Source organism: Methanobrevibacter sp. V14, assembly GCF_963082475.1.
GTDB lineage: Archaea > Methanobacteriota > Methanobacteria > Methanobacteriales > Methanobacteriaceae > Methanocatella.
In genome coordinates this window covers 24314-44560 of the sequence record NZ_CAUJAM010000002.1, presented here as the reverse complement: position 1 = coordinate 44560, position 20247 = coordinate 24314, and the positions used below count along the sequence as shown (strand labels likewise).

The 20247-nt window shown below is 29.6% G+C and carries 17 protein-coding genes; 5 read left to right on the top strand and 12 right to left on the bottom strand.

The annotated features are described in order from the left end of the window. Nucleotides 1–618: 618 nt before the first annotated feature. From Q9968_RS01205 to Q9968_RS01195, 3 genes are all read right to left on the bottom strand, one after another. Entirely contained in the window at nucleotides 619–3555 is a 2937-nt protein-coding gene (locus Q9968_RS01205) for a hypothetical protein (protein WP_305512669.1), read from the bottom strand. Nucleotides 3556–3929: 374 nt separating this feature from the next. After that, nucleotides 3930–4751, bottom strand: a complete 822-nt coding sequence (locus Q9968_RS01200; RefSeq protein WP_305512666.1) for a DUF1565 domain-containing protein — start codon at nucleotides 4749–4751, stop codon at nucleotides 3930–3932. A 633-nt stretch (nucleotides 4752–5384) separates the two neighbouring features. Beyond that, entirely contained in the window at nucleotides 5385–6467 is a 1083-nt protein-coding gene (locus Q9968_RS01195) for a hypothetical protein (protein ID WP_305512664.1), read from the bottom strand. 41 nt (nucleotides 6468–6508) lie between these two features. On the opposite strand from Q9968_RS01195, the gene Q9968_RS01190 reads away from it, so the two are divergent. Together Q9968_RS01190 and Q9968_RS01185 are read left to right on the top strand one after the other, a co-directional pair. Continuing rightward, nucleotides 6509–7318 carry a sulfite exporter TauE/SafE family protein gene (locus Q9968_RS01190; RefSeq protein ID WP_305512662.1) on the top strand — a complete coding sequence of 270 codons (810 nt, stop codon included), beginning with the start codon at nucleotides 6509–6511 and terminating at the stop codon, nucleotides 7316–7318. Between the two features lie 9 nt (nucleotides 7319–7327). Further along, on the top strand, nucleotides 7328–7687 hold the full coding sequence (locus Q9968_RS01185) for a M48 family metallopeptidase (protein WP_305512661.1): 360 nt from the start codon (nucleotides 7328–7330) through the stop codon (nucleotides 7685–7687). Here the strand turns inward: Q9968_RS01185 and Q9968_RS01180 are convergent. From Q9968_RS01180 to pyrH, 7 genes are all read right to left on the bottom strand, one after another. Further along, nucleotides 7681–7878: a hypothetical protein gene (locus Q9968_RS01180; protein ID WP_305512660.1), complete on the bottom strand. Its 198-nt coding sequence runs from the start codon at nucleotides 7876–7878 to the stop codon at nucleotides 7681–7683. The two genes, Q9968_RS01185 and Q9968_RS01180, sit on opposite strands and share 7 nt — an antisense overlap. Before the next feature lie 2 nt (nucleotides 7879–7880). Next, nucleotides 7881–8708 (bottom strand): DUF364 domain-containing protein, encoded by an 828-nt coding sequence (locus Q9968_RS01175; protein WP_305512658.1) that lies wholly within the window; start codon nucleotides 8706–8708, stop codon nucleotides 7881–7883. Between the two features lie 125 nt (nucleotides 8709–8833). Further along, complete coding sequence (locus Q9968_RS01170; protein WP_305512657.1) at nucleotides 8834–9679, bottom strand: hypothetical protein; 846 nt, start codon at nucleotides 9677–9679, stop codon at nucleotides 8834–8836. Nucleotide 9680: 1 nt separating this feature from the next. After that, nucleotides 9681–10004: a YbjQ family protein gene (locus Q9968_RS01165; RefSeq protein ID WP_305512655.1), complete on the bottom strand. Its 324-nt coding sequence runs from the start codon at nucleotides 10002–10004 to the stop codon at nucleotides 9681–9683. Nucleotides 10005–10013: 9 nt separating this feature from the next. Next, nucleotides 10014–10205 (bottom strand): DUF2116 family Zn-ribbon domain-containing protein, encoded by a 192-nt coding sequence (locus Q9968_RS01160; RefSeq protein ID WP_305512653.1) that lies wholly within the window; start codon nucleotides 10203–10205, stop codon nucleotides 10014–10016. A gap of 12 nt (nucleotides 10206–10217) precedes the next feature. Further along, a complete protein-coding gene (locus Q9968_RS01155) occupies nucleotides 10218–11006 on the bottom strand; it encodes a TatD family hydrolase (protein ID WP_305512651.1) in 789 nt (262 codons plus the stop codon). Nucleotides 11007–11015: 9 nt separating this feature from the next. Continuing rightward, nucleotides 11016–11693, bottom strand: coding sequence for a UMP kinase (pyrH, locus tag Q9968_RS01150; protein ID WP_305512649.1), 678 nt, complete (start codon nucleotides 11691–11693; stop codon nucleotides 11016–11018). Between the two features lie 76 nt (nucleotides 11694–11769). Between pyrH and Q9968_RS01145 the strand changes: the two genes are divergently transcribed. Together Q9968_RS01145 and Q9968_RS01140 are read left to right on the top strand one after the other, a co-directional pair. Next, a complete protein-coding gene (locus tag Q9968_RS01145) occupies nucleotides 11770–12024 on the top strand; it encodes a hypothetical protein (RefSeq protein WP_305512648.1) in 255 nt (84 codons plus the stop codon). Continuing rightward, on the top strand, nucleotides 11991–12461 hold the full coding sequence (locus Q9968_RS01140; protein ID WP_305512645.1) for a nitroreductase family protein: 471 nt from the start codon (nucleotides 11991–11993) through the stop codon (nucleotides 12459–12461). The genes Q9968_RS01145 and Q9968_RS01140 overlap by 34 nt, the downstream gene beginning before the upstream one ends. A 295-nt stretch (nucleotides 12462–12756) precedes the next feature. Here the strand turns inward: Q9968_RS01140 and Q9968_RS01135 are convergent, their stop codons facing one another. Together Q9968_RS01135 and Q9968_RS01130 are read right to left on the bottom strand one after the other, a co-directional pair. Further along, on the bottom strand, nucleotides 12757–13440 hold the full coding sequence (locus Q9968_RS01135) for an MIP family channel protein (RefSeq protein ID WP_305512642.1): 684 nt from the start codon (nucleotides 13438–13440) through the stop codon (nucleotides 12757–12759). A gap of 33 nt (nucleotides 13441–13473) precedes the next feature. After that, the gene (locus tag Q9968_RS01130; protein ID WP_305512640.1) at nucleotides 13474–14607 is read right to left on the bottom strand and encodes an adhesin; all 1134 of its coding nucleotides are present in this window, start codon (nucleotides 14605–14607) and stop codon (nucleotides 13474–13476) included. A gap of 456 nt (nucleotides 14608–15063) precedes the next feature. On the opposite strand from Q9968_RS01130, the gene Q9968_RS01125 reads away from it, so the two are divergent. Next, on the top strand, nucleotides 15064–19986 hold the full coding sequence (locus Q9968_RS01125) for a hypothetical protein (RefSeq protein WP_305512638.1): 4923 nt from the start codon (nucleotides 15064–15066) through the stop codon (nucleotides 19984–19986). Nucleotides 19987–20247 lie beyond the last annotated feature (261 nt).

The following is a 20247-nucleotide window of genomic DNA, read 5'->3' as shown; positions in this document are numbered from 1 at the left end:
CCTTCACTATCTGTTATAATGATTTGTAGTTTTTCAGAACCTTTGTAGTATTTTTCAACATCAGGAGCTGAAATATTAATTTCCAGTACTTTTATAGTTACTGTTGTATTTTTAGCTAAGTATTTTTCATCTCCAGAATAGATGACTTTAGCGATGTAATTCCCTTGTGTTAAATTAGGAATAATTGCAATAGCTTTATTATCTTGTATTTCTGTTGCATATGTTTTATTATTTAAAACAACATTTATCTCGTTGTCAGTAGGTATTATATTTCTACTGTTATATTATTTCCAACCATCACTGCTTTTGAAATTGCTGTATTATTTGATTCATTTTATTTACATTTAGTGTAGATGAATTTATTACTTTATCATGTAATTCAGTAGCGTTTATACTGTAATTTAGTGTATATGTTCCACATTTTAGTAGATTAATGTTGAAAGTTGCTATTCCATTATTGGTTTTAACTGTATATTCTTTATCATTGATTTTTAAAGTGATTGTTTCGTTATCTTCGGGTAAATTGTCGAATAAAACATTCACAGTATTTGTGGTATTTTCATAATCTAATTCTATATCATTATCATTTATAGTAACATTATGGGTTATATTACTTGTTTAATTAACTGTTTGGTTATCTATTTTAGCTTCAATGTAATAACTGGTTGCATTTTTCACTACATTAATTGGATTAATGATATTATTTATGATATTTCCATCATCAAATTCTAATGTAGCATTTATGCTAGACATTATAAATGGTCTGGGATATAAATGTCCAGTATAATCTGTTATATTTTCACCATCAGTAACTTTAAAAGCTAAAGTAATGTCCTTTGATAAACCTTCATTGTTACTTTGATTTATTGTTAGTATTAACCAAGTTTCTGGATTTGTATCAACATTAGCTACTTTATAAGTAGGTTTAGAATTACTTCCCCACCAATTATTATTTAAGTAAACATTAGAGTTATCATATATATCAGTTGATATTGTTCCATCTGCAAAGTATGAGTTTATTACAGTTAGATTATAATGATTTGTTGACATTATTAGGTTAGATACATTTTTAATAAATGATGAATTAATTATTAGATTTTCCTTTTGATTATTTAGGAGGTTATACAAATTTAAGAAATTTGAATTGTAAATTTTAATATTTGAAGATACATACCAACTTATAGCGGCATTACTTGTAGTATACAGGTTGGGTCCAGTATATTTGGCATCGTGACCATCTATTGTTGTATTTATTAGGGTTATAATTCCAATTGTTCCAATACTTATAGTAAATGCTGGATTATCAGCATATGTATCTCCTGGGCTAATTAGTTCTAAAGGAGTTTTTCCTGTTCTAAATATTTTTGAATTAATAATACTAATATTGCCAAGACCTCCAATTACAAGGGTGTTTCCGGTCCAACCATTTGTACGCATGGAATCTTGAATATTTGAATTGTAGATATTTAAAATACCATTATTATACATATCAGAACAATATTTTGCATGGTTTGCAATAAATGAGGAATTGTCAATGATTGTTATACCTGTATTATATATGGATCCTCCATAACTTGAATCACCATTATTATAAAAAATAGAATTAACAATGTTTAATGTACCTTCATTATTAATTGCACCACCATTGAATCCACGATTTTTAGCAAATTTAACGCTGTCAATAAATACATTAGCACCTTTTTCAATAACAACAGCAGATTTTTGACTATTCATAGTTTTATAATTATAATTAATTTCATTAATGGTCATATTTATTAATTTTAAAAATCCGTTTCCAGCATGTAATACTGTTATAAACCAGTTGTTTTTAGTATTGTTTCCTGTGATAATTGTTTTATCAATTCCTTCACCAATAATTGTGATATTTAAAGAATCATAAATTGTAATATTATTATTGAATTTACCAGTATAATTACCTTCTAATACTTTGATAAAAATTACTTTAGATTGTTTGCAACCTTTGTCTAATGCATTTTCAATGGTTTTGTAAGGATTTTCGTATGAGCCATTTCCATTCTCATCATTTCCTCTACTATCAGAAACATATAAAGTAATATTTTCTTTTAATGTATTAAGAATTACATTAACAACAGCATTGTTATAAATAGTATTATTTGTTCCATAGCTGTATGTACCACTTAAAGTATAATTGCCGTCTTTTATAAATCCTAAATAATTCAATTTAGCTACACCATTAATAACTTCTGTAACTCCCATATATGAACCATTTAAATTAAATGCAATCATTCCTCCACCAATAATAGCTCCACTAACATGACTGATGTTTGCAGTCACAGTATCTTGTAAGTCATGTGTAATCAAGCTATTAAAAGTTACTGTAATGTTGTCTATTTGTCCATTTTCGTATCCATTATCTGCCTTTTCAATAAATATGTCTTTACCATTATTTGCACTATTATTTTCAAAAAATACATTTTCAAGAATACATTTTGGAAATTGATTATGTTTGTAATGAGATAAGATAAGAATAGCTCCACCATTATTTAAAGCAGTATTATTAATAAATTTAGCACCTTTAATTTGCCCTGCTTTAATAACTAAACCTGATCCATCGATTTTTGCATAATTATTTTTAAAAGTAATATTTTCAATTATTATTTCAACATCATTTCCACTAAAATCATAATATGCGATGTAACTTGATACATTATTTCCTATGAAAGTTTCGTTTACAGAGGTTAGGTTATTAGCATAACTTTGAAAAATATACTTTCCATTTTCATCAATAACAGCATTATTAATGTAATTGTTATTTCTTAATATGCTATTTCCAGATATACGAACAATAGAAGAACCATATCGTCCGTTAACAGTATTGTTGATTATAGTAGTGTTTTCAATATATATTATATTATTTTTAAGAGAACCTATCTGTAAAAAGCAATTATTTTTAGTATTATTACAATTCTTAAATTCAGAATTATAAATTTCTGCATTGTATATGTATATTTCACCACTATTAGTGTAAGTTAGATTATTAAAAATTATTTTAGATGTATCACTATATCCTCCATTTAAGGAATCAACATGTTCAATAATAGAATCATAGATTTTTAAAATATAAGCAGTAATGACATTTCTACTTGTATTTTTTAGAGTCATGTTTGTTAAAGTCACATCTAGATATTCACCAAAATTAAAAATGTTTTTTGTGTTTTCTGCATCAATTATGGTATTTCTATAAGATTCACCAAAAATAGTTAATTTACCAACATTGGAGTAAGATAAATCTTTATTGTCACTTCCAGTATAAATTCCATCTTTCATGTGAATAGTTAAATCTATTGTATTTTCAAATCCATAATTTAATGCATATTTAAGTGTTTTAAATGGATTATTTTCACTTCCATTACCAGTTGTATCGTTACCTTCATTTGATACCCATAATTCTAGGGGGTCATGATCAAAATCAACATGTAGTGTTGCATTTTTTACATTAACTTCATATGGATTTTCAGAATAGTAATAAGTTCCATTAAGTGTGTAATCACCATTATTTAATAATTTAATCACGATTATTGAAGCAATACCATTATTGGATTTACTGGATTTTATTTCTTCACCATTAATAAAGAAATGAACTTCCCCATAAGTACTTACACTATTGTTTAAATCATCTGTTACTTCACAATATAATTTAAATTCAGTTCCATTAATTGTTGCATTTTTAAATTTGAGATATGCATTAAATTCAGTTAGAGAGTATATTAAAGCTTTTGTAGAAGTACAGTTTATAAATTGATTATTTTTAAGGTAGGTATTTGAAATATAAATTATACCTCCATTGCTATTTCCAGTATAATTACAATTAATAAATGTATTATTAATTACTTCAGATTTACAATTTCCATATTTTAATTCAAATGTTCCAGAATCATATAATCCGGTTATATTTCTAAATTTATTTCCAATAATATTTGCATTTGAATATTGGATTGAAAAGAAGGTAAACTATATGAATATGCGGTCGTTGAATTTATAAATGTAGAATTGATAATGTCTATTGTTATTGATTCACTACCTGTACAATAAAAATCTGCACAGCCTTCAAGTCCATAATTATTTTTAAATATAGAATTTGTAATTTTCATATCTTCTGTATCTTCTGCATAAATTGCTGCACGAATAGTAGCATAATTACTATCAAAAATACAATTATCTATGGTTAAATTTCCAGAAGTAGTTATGGCTGAACCAATTTCAGATTTTCCATGTGTAAATGTAATATTTATTAAAGTTACAATAGAATCAGCACTAATTGATGTAAAAATGGCTGATTCATCATTTCCATCGAGTATAGTTTGACCATTACCTGCACCAATAATAGTTAAACTACCATTATAATTTTTATGAGCTAAATTAATACTTAAATCAGTATTATTTTCACCACTATATCTTCCAGCACTTAAATATACAACAGCATTATCAGAAGCATTTACACTGGATATGGCCTTATTTAATGTGGCATATGGGCTATTTTGACCACCTGATCCTGAATCATCTCCAGTATAATTTACATAAATTGTTTTATTATAACTTGCTGAAGCAAGAATATTATCATTAAAAGAGTCGGCACTAACTATTTCCTCATAACTGTCTGAAGAAATATATTTTTCAGTGTTATTTGAATTATCATATGCATTAACTGCATTTAATGATAAAATAGCCAATAAAACAATACTAACTAATATTATGTTATTTATTTTCAAAATTTTAATCACCTTTTCATTTAATTAATTAAAAAATATATTCAATTTAACTTGAATATATATTAATATATTATTGAAGGTATATTTAAAAGTTATTAACGATTGTATGATTTTTATTAACATTGATTATTTTTAATAGGATATTGAATAATTATATTTTAAGTGATAACAGTAGGAAATTAGTGAAATGGAAGAAGAATTTCAACTTATGTCTATTGCATCCGTAATAGTTGATGGTGCGTTTAATTTCTTTAAAATTGAACGAAAAATTTCAAATGTGTGAAAACCACCTTTTGACCTTTAAAACTAATTTTTTATGGAGATTATTAAAAATAACAAGTAGTGTGAAGTTGGATTTATAATGCAAAATACAATCTTTTGTATAAATTTAATATTCACATTCAACATCAGATAAAGAAAAAGTAGACATTTTGTTTCATTGGTGGCATTTTACTGGATTATTCAGGTCAAGTGTTGCTTGCTTTGAATGATCATGATGCTCGACTAAATGAAAACTAAAATATAATGGACAAAAATATCCAAAATTTGAGTTAATGTGCGGACAAATATTTCACTGGTTCAAACATTGGCCTTGCTGGAATTTGTAAAGTTAAATGGATTTTCTTCATAGTATTATAGATATGAGTAAATATTCCATGAAACAGTGTAATATTCGCAGGAATTATTCAGAGGAACTTTTAAATCATTGATTAGTCCCATTTCATTATAACTTGAGTCAATATGGTATGTAGTTTTGTTTAAATTAGTATCATGTTCTGAACTTATAATGTTTTTGCTAATATTTCCTAAATCGATTTCTTCACTTGGATTAACAACTTCAACAGTATAATAGTCAGCTTCTGCACCAGCAAAAGCAACAGTAAATCTTAATACTATAAATGCAATCAATACAATGTAAATAAAAATTCGATTAAATAAAAATCTATTTCTACCAAATCCACGATTTCTATAACTAGGTTGATTCAGTTCATTTTTTTTTAATAGTTGTTCATCCTTTAAATAAGTGCCTGCAATGTGATTTAAGTAATAGCCATTTCTGTAAATTAGATATAATCCAAATATTCCAACATATGATGGGGTTGCAAACATTCCTCCATCAATGATTCCGATAAGTAGGCAACTTGAAAAGAAAGCTATTAAGAAGTTCGTAAGCCATGGACGTTTTTGGATGGATAATACGATTGCTGCAAATAATGCCGGAATGAATAAAACTACTAAAAATGAAAAACTTGGAACATAAGTATATAGGCCTGCTCCTGTGTTAATGTCACTTTGGATAAATTGTCCCATTATTTGAGTTAAAGCTTCCCCTAAAATAGACTTTAATAAGTGGGTATGCAAAATGCTTGTAGAGCTCATGCCGTTAGTCATAGAGCAAAATATGGTGTTAAGTCCAATTCCCATTTGTAACCTGAAAATTATTTCTAGTAAAATGCCCAAAATTAATAAAATAGAACCAATTATCATTGATAATTTCAAATACTTTCTTGTATCGATGTCTTTTTTGATAATCTGGGATAAAATTAAAAATAATCCTAAAAATCCAAAGAAAATGATGTCTTTTCCTTTAGAAGATCCCATTAAAAATAAATAGGTTATTGGCCGTATAATTGGGTTTAGCATATCACTTAGAAAAATTATGCCTCCCAGAATTAGGAATGCTATTCCGATTAAAATAGTTTTATTAACTTTCATTAACAATACTTTAATTATTAATACTTTAAATAAGTGATGTTATGTTTACGGTAGGATATTTTATAGGACTAATCCTAATTGGCATATTTGTAGGGTTTGCATCAGGTCTTCTAGGTGTTGGTGGGGGATTTATAATGGTTCCTCTACAATATTTTTTATTACAGTCCATTGGGGTTGAATCTGATTTGGCAATGTTGATTTCTCTTGGAACTAGTTTAGCTATAATCATACCTACCTCTTTAAGTGGAGCATACAGACATGCTAAAACAATGGATGGTATTGTACTTCCAGGTGTACGCTTAGGCATTTTTGGAATTGCCGGAGGAGTTATTGGAGGTATGGTCGCTTCAATTTTGTCATCTAATATATTGAAGATAATATTTGGCTGTTTATTGTTATTTGTTGCTGTTAATAATTTAATTAACTTCAATAAGGAAAGAGTAGAAGCTAAAATTCCATTCAATCTCATATCTACTTGCATAATAGGTTTATTAGTTGGATTTACATCTGGATTGTTAGGCGTTGGTGGAGGAGTATTCATAATACCTGTCTTGACCGTATTATTAGGTTTTTCAATGATAGAAGCAGTAGGAACTTCTTCTATTTTCATTAGTTTAACTGCTATTGGAGGTTTCTTATCATATATCGTTTCTGGCTGGGGAGTTTCAACATTTCCATACTCAATAGGTTATGTAAGCATTATTAATTTCACATTAATAACATGCTTTTCAGTACCGTTAGCTTCATTAGGCGCTAAATATGCTCATAAGATTCCTCAAAAAAAGTTAAAAATAATATTTTCCATTCTAGTATTGTATATGGGGTTAAAAATGTTGGGAATATTGTCGTAGGTGATTAAAGTGAGAAATGATAGGAAAGTTGGCGAAAACTTTGATGAAAAGATGGCGGGGGATATTTTTGATAAATTAAAAAATGCTGAAGGTAAAATAAAACCTAAAAGAAAAGGTCGATTTGACAATATCACTAATTTAATGCAGGAAGCAAAAAGTTTAGAAAAAGAAAATAAATGTGATGGGGCCATTAAGTTGTATAATGAAGTTATTTATATTTTGCCGGATTCAACAAAAGCATATGAAGCACTAGCTAATATATATAAAAAACAAGGCAACATCAAGGCCGAAAAAGATATTTTGCAAAAAGCTATAGCTAACTGTAGTAAAACAGACCAATTTGAAAATAGGTTAAATGATATTCAATAAAAAAATAAGATGAAATAAATAACAAACATGACTATTGAGAAATATATGATAAATCTTCCATGTTTCTGATATAATGCGCTTTCTTTTTTAAAGAATACAAGTATTGCTCCATATATTAATCCGATTATTGGACTTAATGCTCCAATAACGTAACCAATTATGGGGATTATGATATTTCCATCAGCTTCCATTTTTATTCGCCTCCTTTTTTAATTATTGCACGTTCAGCAGATTGTCCAAAGAAATGATATCCAGAACCTGCTTCTGAAATAACGTCTAATAATTCATCAGCATTGGTTACTACAATTCCACCAGTCATTGTAACTCCTTTTTCGAAAAGTACATCAGGAATCATACTTGCAGTAGGGCCTGTAACTAAAATCTCAGCATCATCTCTAGCCATTTCAAGCAAATCTGATAGGGTGTCATTTAAAACAGTGACTCCAGTGATTACAAGCAAATCTGCATCCGGAACATATTTGTGGGCATCTTCAGAGGGGGCGTAATATTGCAATTCATGTTTTTTTAAAGTATTAGGATCTTGCTCTAAAATTGTAAAATCACGATTATTGGCTATTAATTTTTTAAGCATTGGGATTAGTGATCCTACAACAACTGTTTTATCGTATTTGTTGACATCAATCTCATCAAAAGCATCACGATTCATGATTGGTTTATTTTCTGCATCATATTTTTCCCAAATTAGATTGCTCAATGCATTAAGCGCTGCAATACCTAATGTTCTTCTAAGCACATTGTCGCAGAATATGTCATCTAGATATTGTTTAACAGGAATGTCGGATAATTTTCCAGAAAATGGCATCACTGCAGCAGAACTGGGGCAGCAGACAGCTTCAGGTATTTCTTTAACTGGAGTAAAACATAATCCTCCGTGATCGGTAGATAATTTAACTCCTGAGAAAAAAAGTCCAAATACTGCTCTTTCAACGACAATATTGTTTATATCATCACCAATTTTATTTAATACTATTTCTACAGTATCTTTTAATAGTTTATCCATATTATCACCAATTTATATTGATTTTTGAGTTACTAATATATTGGATTACGGAACTTAAAAATATTGTTTTTTTATTCAGTGACAGTTGTTTAAATGATTTTTATTCTTTTAAAATTGATGGTGTTTTACTGGATTAATATTCCCATTCCCATTGCAGTAATTTGGATATGGTTTCCATTTTTTCCAATTAAAGAATAGTTTATTGTTAAATCTATAATGCCATTTCCATTGTTTTTCTTAATTTGTTTTGCAAGTTCGACTAAGCTTTCGTCTTTTCCTTGTTTAATATTTAAAATAAATTCTTTGGCGTTCTTATCAGGGTCTGCATGTATTATGTTTATGTCTCTTTCTATGAATATGTCGCTTTGATAGATTCCTATAATCTCATATTTCTCATTTTTTAAATCCGTGGTTGTATAAAAAGAGAATTCTAGGTTATTTAATGTTTCATTACTTTTAATTTCATCAAATGTTGGAATTTCCTCGTCTAACGTACGTTTTCCTTTCTTTTGAGGTAATTTTCTATACCTCACACGATTGTCATAATGTTTAGCAATTTTTTTGTAAGTTTTATGGAAACTAGAAGCTATTATTCCGACTAAAATCAAAATAATAAAATTGGTCAATGTCGGAAATGCTGCTTGTAAAATTACAAGAAGCGATCCTGCCGTTATAAGGTTAAAACCAAGTGTTGGGTTTTTTAGGATAAAACTATAATAAGTTACATATATAAATAGGATAAATGCACTTATTGCACCGATATTTTCACCAATCAATCGATTTGCAAGTATTGTTTCCACATAACCTGCAATTAAAGGTGCAAAAATCAATCCCAGATTCCATCCAAAAATAGCTATATTGAAATATAAAAAAATTCCGTAAACTAAAAGGCCTGAGGCGGTACCTAGTGCAATGCAGATAAGCATGTCTAGTTTTTGACGGTCAATAATCTTTTGGTTTTTCAATCTCATGTTATTCAAATTTCACTGCAGTACCATAGGAGGTTACAAGTATTGTATTTCCCATTGTCCCTCCAAGGTTGTCGTAAGAAATTTTAAGTCCAATGATTGCATTAGCATCCAGTGCTTCCGCCTTTTCTATCATACTGTTAAAAGCAATATCACGTGCCTTTTCAATTTCTTCTTCGTATTTGGAGGTTCTCCCACCTACAACATCACGGACTCCAGAAAATAAATCTTTATAAATATTAGAACCAATCAGCGCCTCACCAGTAACCAATCCTCTATATTCAACAATTTTTTTATTTTCTAGAGTATTTGAAGATGTTAAAATCATTCATATCACTTATTTTAGGAAGGTCATTACTGCCCAAATGACTAAAAATATTGCAATAACTATGTATAGAATTATTTGTGATCTTTTTCTCTGTTTCAATCTTGCATCCCAGACTTTTTGACAATCTGGTGAGCATACAAGTTCATTTAAAGGTATTGGTGTTCCACAAATTGGACAATGTTTATGAGGGTCTACTGCCATTTTATCATCTCCTTATATTTTAAAAAATTCTTTAGTATTTTTATTAACTTGATTTGCAAGTTCTTCTGCATCCATCCCCATGCAAAGAGCAATTGTTTCGAGGATATGAGGTAAATATTTCGGTTCATTCCTGTTCTTTTTAGGTTTTACATTAAAGTTTTTCGGTATCAAAAAGGGTGCATCTGTTTCAATCATTAATTTTTCAGGCGGGATAATGCTTACTGCTTCCTGTAAATTTCTACCTCTTTTCATATCACATATCCATCCAGTCACGCCAATGAAACATCCCAAATCAACATAATTTTGAGCTTCCTCTTGGTTTCCGGTAAAACAATGAACAACTGATTTTTCAATAACATTGTCATGTCTTTTTAAGATATTGTATAAGTCTTTGTGAGCTTCTCTTTCATGTAAAAATAAAGGCATATTGCTTCTCTCAGCAAGTTCTACTTGAGCTTCAAACCATTTTCTCTGCAAGTCTTGTGGTGAAAAGTTTCTATTGTAATCAAGTCCACATTCTCCTATAGCTACAACACAATCATTTTTAGCTATTTTTTCAAGTTCAAACATACTATGTCCGTTACATGTTTTAGCATCATGAGGATGAACGCCAGATGTTGAAAATAGAGTTCCAAAATATTTGGAAGCATATTCTGCTGCCAACTGGCTTGAATTAACATTGGTTCCAGTAATAATAAACTGTTTGACACCAACTTTTTTAGCTTCTTCAATAATTTCAACACGGTCTTTTCTAAAAGAGGAATGCATCAAATTCAGACCGATATCAATAAGATTATCCACTTTTTTCACCTATTTGTTGATAATTTTAGTTCCTACATTTTCCCCATTAACCGCTTTGATTAAGTTTTCAGGTTTAAATCCGTTAGCAATAACTGTTTCCAAATCTGATCTTTTAATCATTTGAACAGCGGTGTTGTCGAAAAATTCATAGGTTCCGGCTTTCATGTCTTTGCCACTTAAAAATTTAAGTAAATCAGTTGCTGTAATTTCCGGAACAAGTTCAGCGTCATCAAATTTATTAGGGTCTTTTGTATACATTCCATCAACAGAGGTTAAGTTAATAAGTTTATCTGCCTGAACATATTCAGCTAAAATTGCAGAAACTGCATCAGTACTGTGTGCAGGTTCAGTTCCACCCATTACAACGATTTTTCCACTAGCTGAAAATTCCAAAGCTTGATGGAAATTATGTGGAACTCTTTGATAAGCTGCATCGCCAAGTGCTAAAAGCATTAATTTAGCGTTGATTCTTGTAATTTCAATTCCAATATCATCACATTGTGCTTCGCCAGCACCTAAATCACGAACAATATTAATGTATTCTCTTGCAGGTTTTCCACCACCTACAACAACATATAATTCGTGTTGTTTGGATAAGTCCTTCAAAATATCACTGTATTCTTGGAATTTTTTATTATCATATTCTTTAAGTAAAATTGATCCTCCAATTGCAATAACAATTTTCATATATTCACCTTATAGTAATTATATCTTTACAATATTATTTAAATTTTAATCAATATATTAAATAAAGGTGGATATTATGAGTTTAGATGACCAAATGTATATCAGGAAATCATGCCGTAATTATTTAGATGATGAAATTGACATTGAGGTTATACATGAATTTATAAAAAATGTTAAACCATTAAATGAGAACATTGATTATGATTATGAAGTTTTAACTCCAGATAAGCTTAATATAGATACTCGTTGGCAGGCTCCTTATTATTTAGCATTATTTAGTGAAAAAAGGATAATTATTTGGAAAACATCGGTTTTATATTCCAACAGCTAGCTCTTTTCCTTCAAAGTAGGGGTATTGGAAATTGTTGGGCGGGCATGACCTCATTAAAGGAGAAGAATCCTAATTTCGTAATTGCTATTTCATTTGGAAAATCAGATAAAATGACTCGTGAATTATCTAATTTCAAACGTAAAAAATTATCTGAAATTTCCGATGTCAGTGATGAAAGATTAATTCCCGCTCAACTTGCACCATCAGCTATTAACTCACAGCCATGGTATTTTAAACACACCAATGAAGGATTTGATGTTTATCAGGCAAAACAAAATTTATTGAAACGTCGAGTGCTAAAAAAATGGAATCCTATTGGAATTGGCATAGCATTGGCTCATATGTATATGGCTAATTCAGATTCATTTGAATTTTTCAAAAAAAGTGATTTTGAGGAAATTAAAGGTTATACTTACTCTGGAAGTATAAAAATTTAGCCGAATAAGTCGGAGTGATTAATTGCTTCTCATTTTCTCAGAACCGTTCATGTAGTTTTCAGACAAGTCGGCTCAAGCATATTAGTTATCTGAAGAGATGGCATATAAACCGGTGTGATGTTAGGATTTAAACTATCATGCAACCCCAGTGATACAGATTAAGTGAGAATAATCCGTATAGCAATGTTAACAACATATTGATAGTTTCGCTGACATAAAACTCTCAAAGTATGGGTTCATATAATAAAATTTAAAAGATAATTGCTTGTCGCACAAAAAAGAAAAGATTAGAGGATTATGCATCCTCCTCTGTTAATCCTTTGTATAATAATCCTGCAATAACTGCACCAATTACTGGAGCTAAAATAAATACCCAAACTTGCTGGAGAGCTTGTCCTCCAAGGAATAATGCCGGTGCTAAACTACGTGCCGGGTTAACAGATGTTCCAGTTAATGGAATCCCCATGATATGTACCAATGTAAGGGTTAAACCAATAACAAGGCCTGCAACAATTCCATTTTCTGTTTTTTTAGTAACTCCTAGAACTGTGAATACAAATACGAAGGTTAAAATAATTTCAACGAGTATAGCTCCAACCACATCAAGTCCAACACTTGATGCTGATCCAAATCCGTTTTGGCCAAGACCGGTTAGGGAATATCCTCCAAGACTTGGTGCTGAGTTAATAATGACTGCTAAAATAGCAATACCAATTATTGCACCAATACATTGGAATACAATATACATTATCAAGTCTTTAGCATCCATTCTACCGTCAATCCACATTCCAATTGAAACTGCTGGATTGATGTGACATCCTGAAATGTCTCCAATAACATAAGCCATAGCTACAATGGATAATCCAAATGCCATTGCAATTCCGAAGTTACCTAAAACTTGGCCTGCTATGGCCGCACTTCCACAACCAAATAGAACAAGAACCATTGTTCCAATTAATTCTGCTATATATCTTTTCATAATTTTTCCTCATTGTAATATATATTTTTTTACTTAGATTCTTCGCATCCTTTTGAATATTAAGTATGCTAGGAATAATACGAATAATACTAATATGAATGGGAATATGTGTAGTAATATGGAATCATTTACCTTATCGAATTTATATTCGCTTTCAAAGCCCATATGTTTGGCATCGGTATGATTTTGAGTGATTTTTGCAAAGTTATATAATAAATCATAATAGCTAATATGAGCTCCTTCGTATTCAATTGAATCTGGTGCTCTTCCATTTGTATCCATATATTCTCTAACTATTCCTCCCATCTTGAAATAATCATAAATAGAATACGTGTCTTTTGTTAAAAATGAAATTCCTAATGGATTTTCTGGTCCGTCATAGGTTTTTGGAATATCCAGTCCATTTCCATTTAAATAAGAGCTGGTTTGATACAATAGTTGGGCTGAGGTATAATTGCCATAAGGGCCTGTCATTTCAGTATCATTGCTATTTATTAATTCTTTACTTGCATTAGCCATTATTGCCGGTTTTATGATATTCCGGCTGATTAATTGATCACTTAAAATTTTAGTATCGTTTTCATGTGTATTTACGATATTTACAATTTCCTGAGCAATTTGCTTATTCATTTTTTCGTCATATCTATCTAAATAACCATCGCGAGCATTATCTGGGAATTCTTTTGTTGGTTGAACATAATAAATTCCGGCATTTTTAAGAAATGTTCCAGGATCATGCATTCCTGCAAGTGTCACGTTTGAGTAATTGTCATCCCATGCTCTTCTTAAGAAGTTTGTATTGTTGTCTAAATCATAACTTCCTGTATTGACAAAGATTATTTGTTTATCTGAATTTGTAGTTGCTGTAGCTAATTGCAGATAGTTTCCAGCGTCTGATGCAGCCAGACAGATGCTTACATCACTAGTCACCTCTATTGCTCTCCATCCTTCTCCGGGAGCAGGTGCTTCATTATCAACAATTACTTGAAGTTTTCCATTACTTATCTCTTCTATATAGTTTTTTATAGAATTTAACATTTGTATGTCAGTATCATGGTCAATAATATTGTCTGATGTTATAAAAATAGTTTTTACAGCAGCAACATCTTGTATTGCCGGAGCAACTAATAATAAGACCATAATGAGTATTGCTATTTGCTTTTTCATGTTTTTACCTTACCTTAATTATATTTTATTATTATTTTTATCAATAAAATATTTTGTTATGGTGATTTTCATTTTCATTTTAAAATACATTTTTTCACATATAAAACAATTATTATCTGTTTAAGTACATAATTTTAAATATTTATTAGTTTAAATGCTATTTTGAGGATTTAAAAAGATTATCTTTTATTTTGAGGTAAATTTTGCGAGGTTTTTAAAATTTTAATTTTTTAAGATTAAATTGAGATTAACTCCAAATTTGGTCAAATTATTTGATGTGAAAATAATGTGTGGTAGGTTGTTATTTAAATTATCCTACTGATTTGGGATTGTTTTTAAATTTTATCCTTAAAATTATTGTTTTTAAATCTAAACTCAAAATAAGAAGTTTAATTGCTAGATAATAGCTTTTTGTTAATTAATAGTATTTATAATCGTCCTCAAAGGTGATTTATAATGTTAAAAAATAATGGAAAGATTATTATTGGAAGAAATTTCCTATTTGCTCTTAGTATTATTAGTTTAATGTTTATTGCATTTGGGTTAAATGTTGAAAACTCATATGCATTGGAGTTAAATGATACTGTTGATGGAATGGGAGTAGACTCTGATAATACGGTAAAACTAGAAAATTCTCAAGATGAAATTTTGGAGGTAGATTCTCAAGATATTTTAAAATCAACGATTAAACCAAAAAAGAATACTTATAAGAGCATACAGGAGGCAATTGATTCGGCAAAAGCAGGTGATACAATAAAGTTATCTGGAAAGTATTATTCTAATGGTGAACAAATTGTAATTTCAAAAAAACTCACACTGACAGCGGATAAAACTGCCATACTAGATGGAAAACATTTGTCCCGCGCTTTTCATGTAAAAGTAAAAGGTGAGGGAAGTATTTTTAAAAATATAAAATTTATAAATGGTAACGCCAAGTATGGGTCTGCCATATACATAAAATCAAAGAATGTCCATGTTGAAAATTGTATTTTTGAAGATAACCATGCTAATAAGGGAGGTGCGCTTTTTACAGTTGCAGATTTAGATATTACTTCAGGAACCATTGTTGATAATTGTCAATTTAGACGAAACACTGGGTATAATGAAAATTTTGAAAATTACTCCTACTCTGGTGCGCTTTCGGTTTATGGTAGGAATTCGGTAATTAAAAATTGTCTTTTTGAGGATAATTGGATAAAAGCAAAACAAGATTGCTTTGGTGGTGCAATACAAGTAGGTTTGGATTTACCTGATTCAAATGTTAAAGTAATTAACTGTATTTTCAAAAATAATAGGGCTATTAGTCTGGGATCTCATTCCCACGGAGGAGCCGGATGTGTTCGTGATGGTTCTTCCTATGTTAAATGCATTTTTATTAATAATAGTGCAGATCAGGGAGGAGCATTAACATTTCACGCATCAGGAGCTATTGTAAACTGTACATTCATTGGAAATACTGCAAATAGATTGTATGGTGGTGCAATCTCAACAGGATTTCTGTTTGATTATATGAAATTAAACATTCTAGATTGTAGTTTCGATGGAAATTCTGCACCAGTTGGCGGAGCTATCCAAGCAAAAGGTTTGAATATATTAATCAACAATTCAGATTTCAAAAATAATCATGTAACAAAATATGGCGGTGCCGTTAATATCGAAGCTGAAGATGTTGCAATTAAGAGTTCAATCTTTAAATTTAATAAGGCCAATATTGATGGTGGTGCTGTTTATATTAAAGGTAAAAATACTTTAATTGTAGCATCTTCATTCAATTCAAATGAAGCTGTTCCTGATGTGGATAAGTTGGATGATGGATTGGGTGGAGCAATTTATATTAATAGCTCATATGCTTCTATTAAAAATAATTCATTTAAATTTAATATAGCAAGAAACGGTAGTGCAATTTATTATGATGAGATGGGCGAAAAACTCACTTTGGAAAATAATGAATTGTACCAAAATCAAGCATGGGTTTACCAGTTGCCTATTTTCAGTAAAGATATTTGCTATGGGGATGGCGAAAAAATAAAAGTAATTCTGATTGGGGGAAATAATATTGCTAAATTTGATAATTTGGCAGTGTCTAATGCGATTTATAATGCGGCAGATACTGTGAACATCACGGTAGATGGACAATATCCTGTTTATGGTGCTACAAATACAGGTGAACTATATCAGGATAGTCGTGAGTATAATATTCGTGTTTTATTAACAATCAAACATGAAGATGGAACAGTTGTTTATAATTGTGATGGAAATACAAATTATTTGGGTGAAATTAATGTCAATTTGGATAATTTAAAACCCGGAAAATATTATGTTTCAGCAAAACATTATGAAGACACTTATTATAAGTCAATAACCAACACTACCACATTCACTGTTTATCCAAAGGTGGATAATCAAATTAAAATCACTTCAGATAAAGCTGTATACAATTTTGAAGACATTGTTGTATGGTGTATAAACATTACAAATAACGGCCCAAATAATGCAACAGGTGTTGTTGCATCGGAATTATTGTCAGTAGGTTTAATTTATGTAAGTGATACAAGTGATGGACTATATGATCCTAAAACTGGAATTTTAAACATTTCTACTTTGGATGTTGGTGAAAAAGTATCATTTAATATTTTAACCATTATTAATAAAACTGGCGAAATCACAAACAAGGTCAATATAACTGCCATTGAGTTCGATACTAATTTGGACAATAATTTTGATGAACGATTAATAACAGTTAACCCTGCATCTGATATTCAGGTAGTAAAATCAGTTAACAATACTGTCCCTAATTATCATGACTTAGTAAACTGGACAATTTTAATTAGAAATAATGGTCCGGATGTCGCTCATGATATTTTGGTTTGTGATGTGATTCCATCTACTTTAATTCCAATTAATTATGATTCAAATAAATTAACATGGAAAATAGAATCTCTCAAAGTAAATGAAGAGATTGTATTTAATGTTATCACATTAATTAATGATACTGGGGTTGTTAAAAACACTGTAAACGCTTCTGCTCGGGAATTTGATTATGACTTATCAAATAATGAGGATAGTGAAATGGTTAAAATCAGTTCTGCTTCTGATTTATCAATTGTAAAATCAGTAAATGCCTCTAATGTGGACTATATGGATATTGTTAAATGGACATTAACAATTAAAAATAACGGGCCTAACAATGCAACTGGCGTTAAAATAACTGATATATTGCCTGAAGGATTCATTCCTCTCAATTCTACATTATCTCTCACAGAGGACATGATAGAACTTGGAGATTTAGCCATTGGAGAGTCAATGTCTATTGATATAATTTGTAAAGTGAATGCAACAGGTAACTACACAAACTTTGCATATATCTGCGGAAATGAATATGATCCAAATTTAGCTAATAATCAGGACAATGAATCCATAACGGTTAATCCTGCGGCGGATTTGGAAATTACAAAAACTGTAGATGAAGAGAAACCAAAAAATGGCGATTTAATCACATGGACAATTACAGTTAAAAACAACGGTCCGAATATTGCACATGATATTAAAGTTTATGAAGCGCTTTCAAACTCATTAATCTGGGTTGAAGATGACTCCTCAGGTGATTATGATCCTCAAACTGGAGTATTGAATATAGATGTTTTGGACATTGGCGAAGAATATGAAGTTAATATAATCTGTCAGGTAAATAGAACAGGCATTATCATCAATGATGTAAATGTCACTTCTCTGGAATTTGATTATAATTTAAGCAATAATCAAGCTAATGAAAGCATTGAAGTAAAACCATCTGCTGATGTAAATATTATAAAATTAGTCAACAATACTAATCCCAACTATAATGACTTGGTTAAATGGACAATAATTGTGTCAAATAATGGTCCTAATAAGGCCACAGGCGTTAAAGTATCAGAAATAATGCCTGATGGTTTAATAATTCTTAATTCAACAGCTACGAAAGGGGTTTATGATAATGATTTGTGGTTTGTGTGTTGTCTTGAAAAAAGGGAGATGCAAACATTGGAAATTATTTGCCGTGTAAATAAAACCGGTGTGATTACTAATCTTGTCGAAATTAATGCTACTGAATATGATCCCAACTCTACAAACAATAAGGCCAATGAATCAATAAAGGTTTCTCCAGCTGTAGATATTGAAGTAATTCAAAATGTAAACAATGTCTATCCATTATTTGGCCAATCAATAACTTGGATGATAACAGTTAAAAATAATGGCCCTGATAATGCAAGTGAAGTGGAACTATCAGATATTTTGCCTGAAACACTAATCTTTGCTGATTATAATTCAACAAAAGGAAAGTATATTGATGGAATTTGGAATATTGGTAATTTAAATGCTGGAGGGTGTGAATATTTAAATATAACCTGCATAGCTAATGATTTAGGATTAACAGTCAATAATGCACAGGCAGTATCCTATGAATATGATTGGGATGAATCAAATAATTATGATGATGCTCAAATTAATGTTCGTCCTGTTGCTGATTTGAGTATTGAGAAATTGGTGGATAATATTAATCCAAATTATGGTGATTTAATCACATGGACCTTGATAATTTCAAATAATGGTCCAAATGACGCATCAAATGTTGTTGTATTTGATAGATTGCCTAAACAATTGGAATTTATAAAATCAAGTGATGATGAAAACTATAACGATGGTAATTGGCATGTTAACACATTAAAAACTGGAGAAAGTAAACAATTAACTATTAGATGTAAAGTAATTGCTACTGGATTAATTAAAAATACTGTAAATTTGTCAAGCGATGAGTTTGATCCGGATTTGAACAATAATAAAGCAGATAAAGAAATATCTGTTCCGCAAGCAAGTGATTTATCCATTACTAAAATAGCTTCTAAATATAAATACGTTATTGGTGAAATAATCACTTATGTAATTGAAGTTGTTAATAATGGTCCAGATGCTGCTTATAATATTAAAATAAATGAAATTTTAGATGATCTGTTAAGATTAAAATCATTTAAAGTTAGCAAAGGCAATTTTAATAAATTCACTAATGTTTGGACTATTAATTACTTAAGATATGGAGAATCTGCTAGTTTAAGTATTAAAGCTATTGCAACAGGCACAGGTGTTGTTAAAAATACGGTTTCAGTGACAAGTGATAGTTTTGATTATGATTTGTCTAACAATAAAGACATTGCTGCTGTTAAGATAGTTAAAAAAACTTCAAAAGTAATACATAATAAATCTAAAGTCAAAAATGTCAGAATTCCTGAAAATAAGATCAGTAACTTTAAATTACATCCAACAGCTAACCCATTTTTCCTGTTGCTTGTTTCTTGTGTGGTTTCAATAATATTTTTAAGTGAAAATATATTTAAAAAACGATGAATTAAAGTAGTATTTCCACTACTTTTTTATTTTTTTTGAAAGGAGTTTTTAAAATTTTTCAAGTATTATAATTATTAATTTCATGATAAATTATTTTATATGTTATATTAATAAATACTCAAATAATGCTTCGATTTTACAATTTAATCAAAATGTTTATATAATACTTTTAATAAATAATTGATTAGATATTGATGTAAGAGTAATTTTTAATTAAAAATTGATGATCGACTCAATATTTTAAAAACTCAAAAGAGGTGT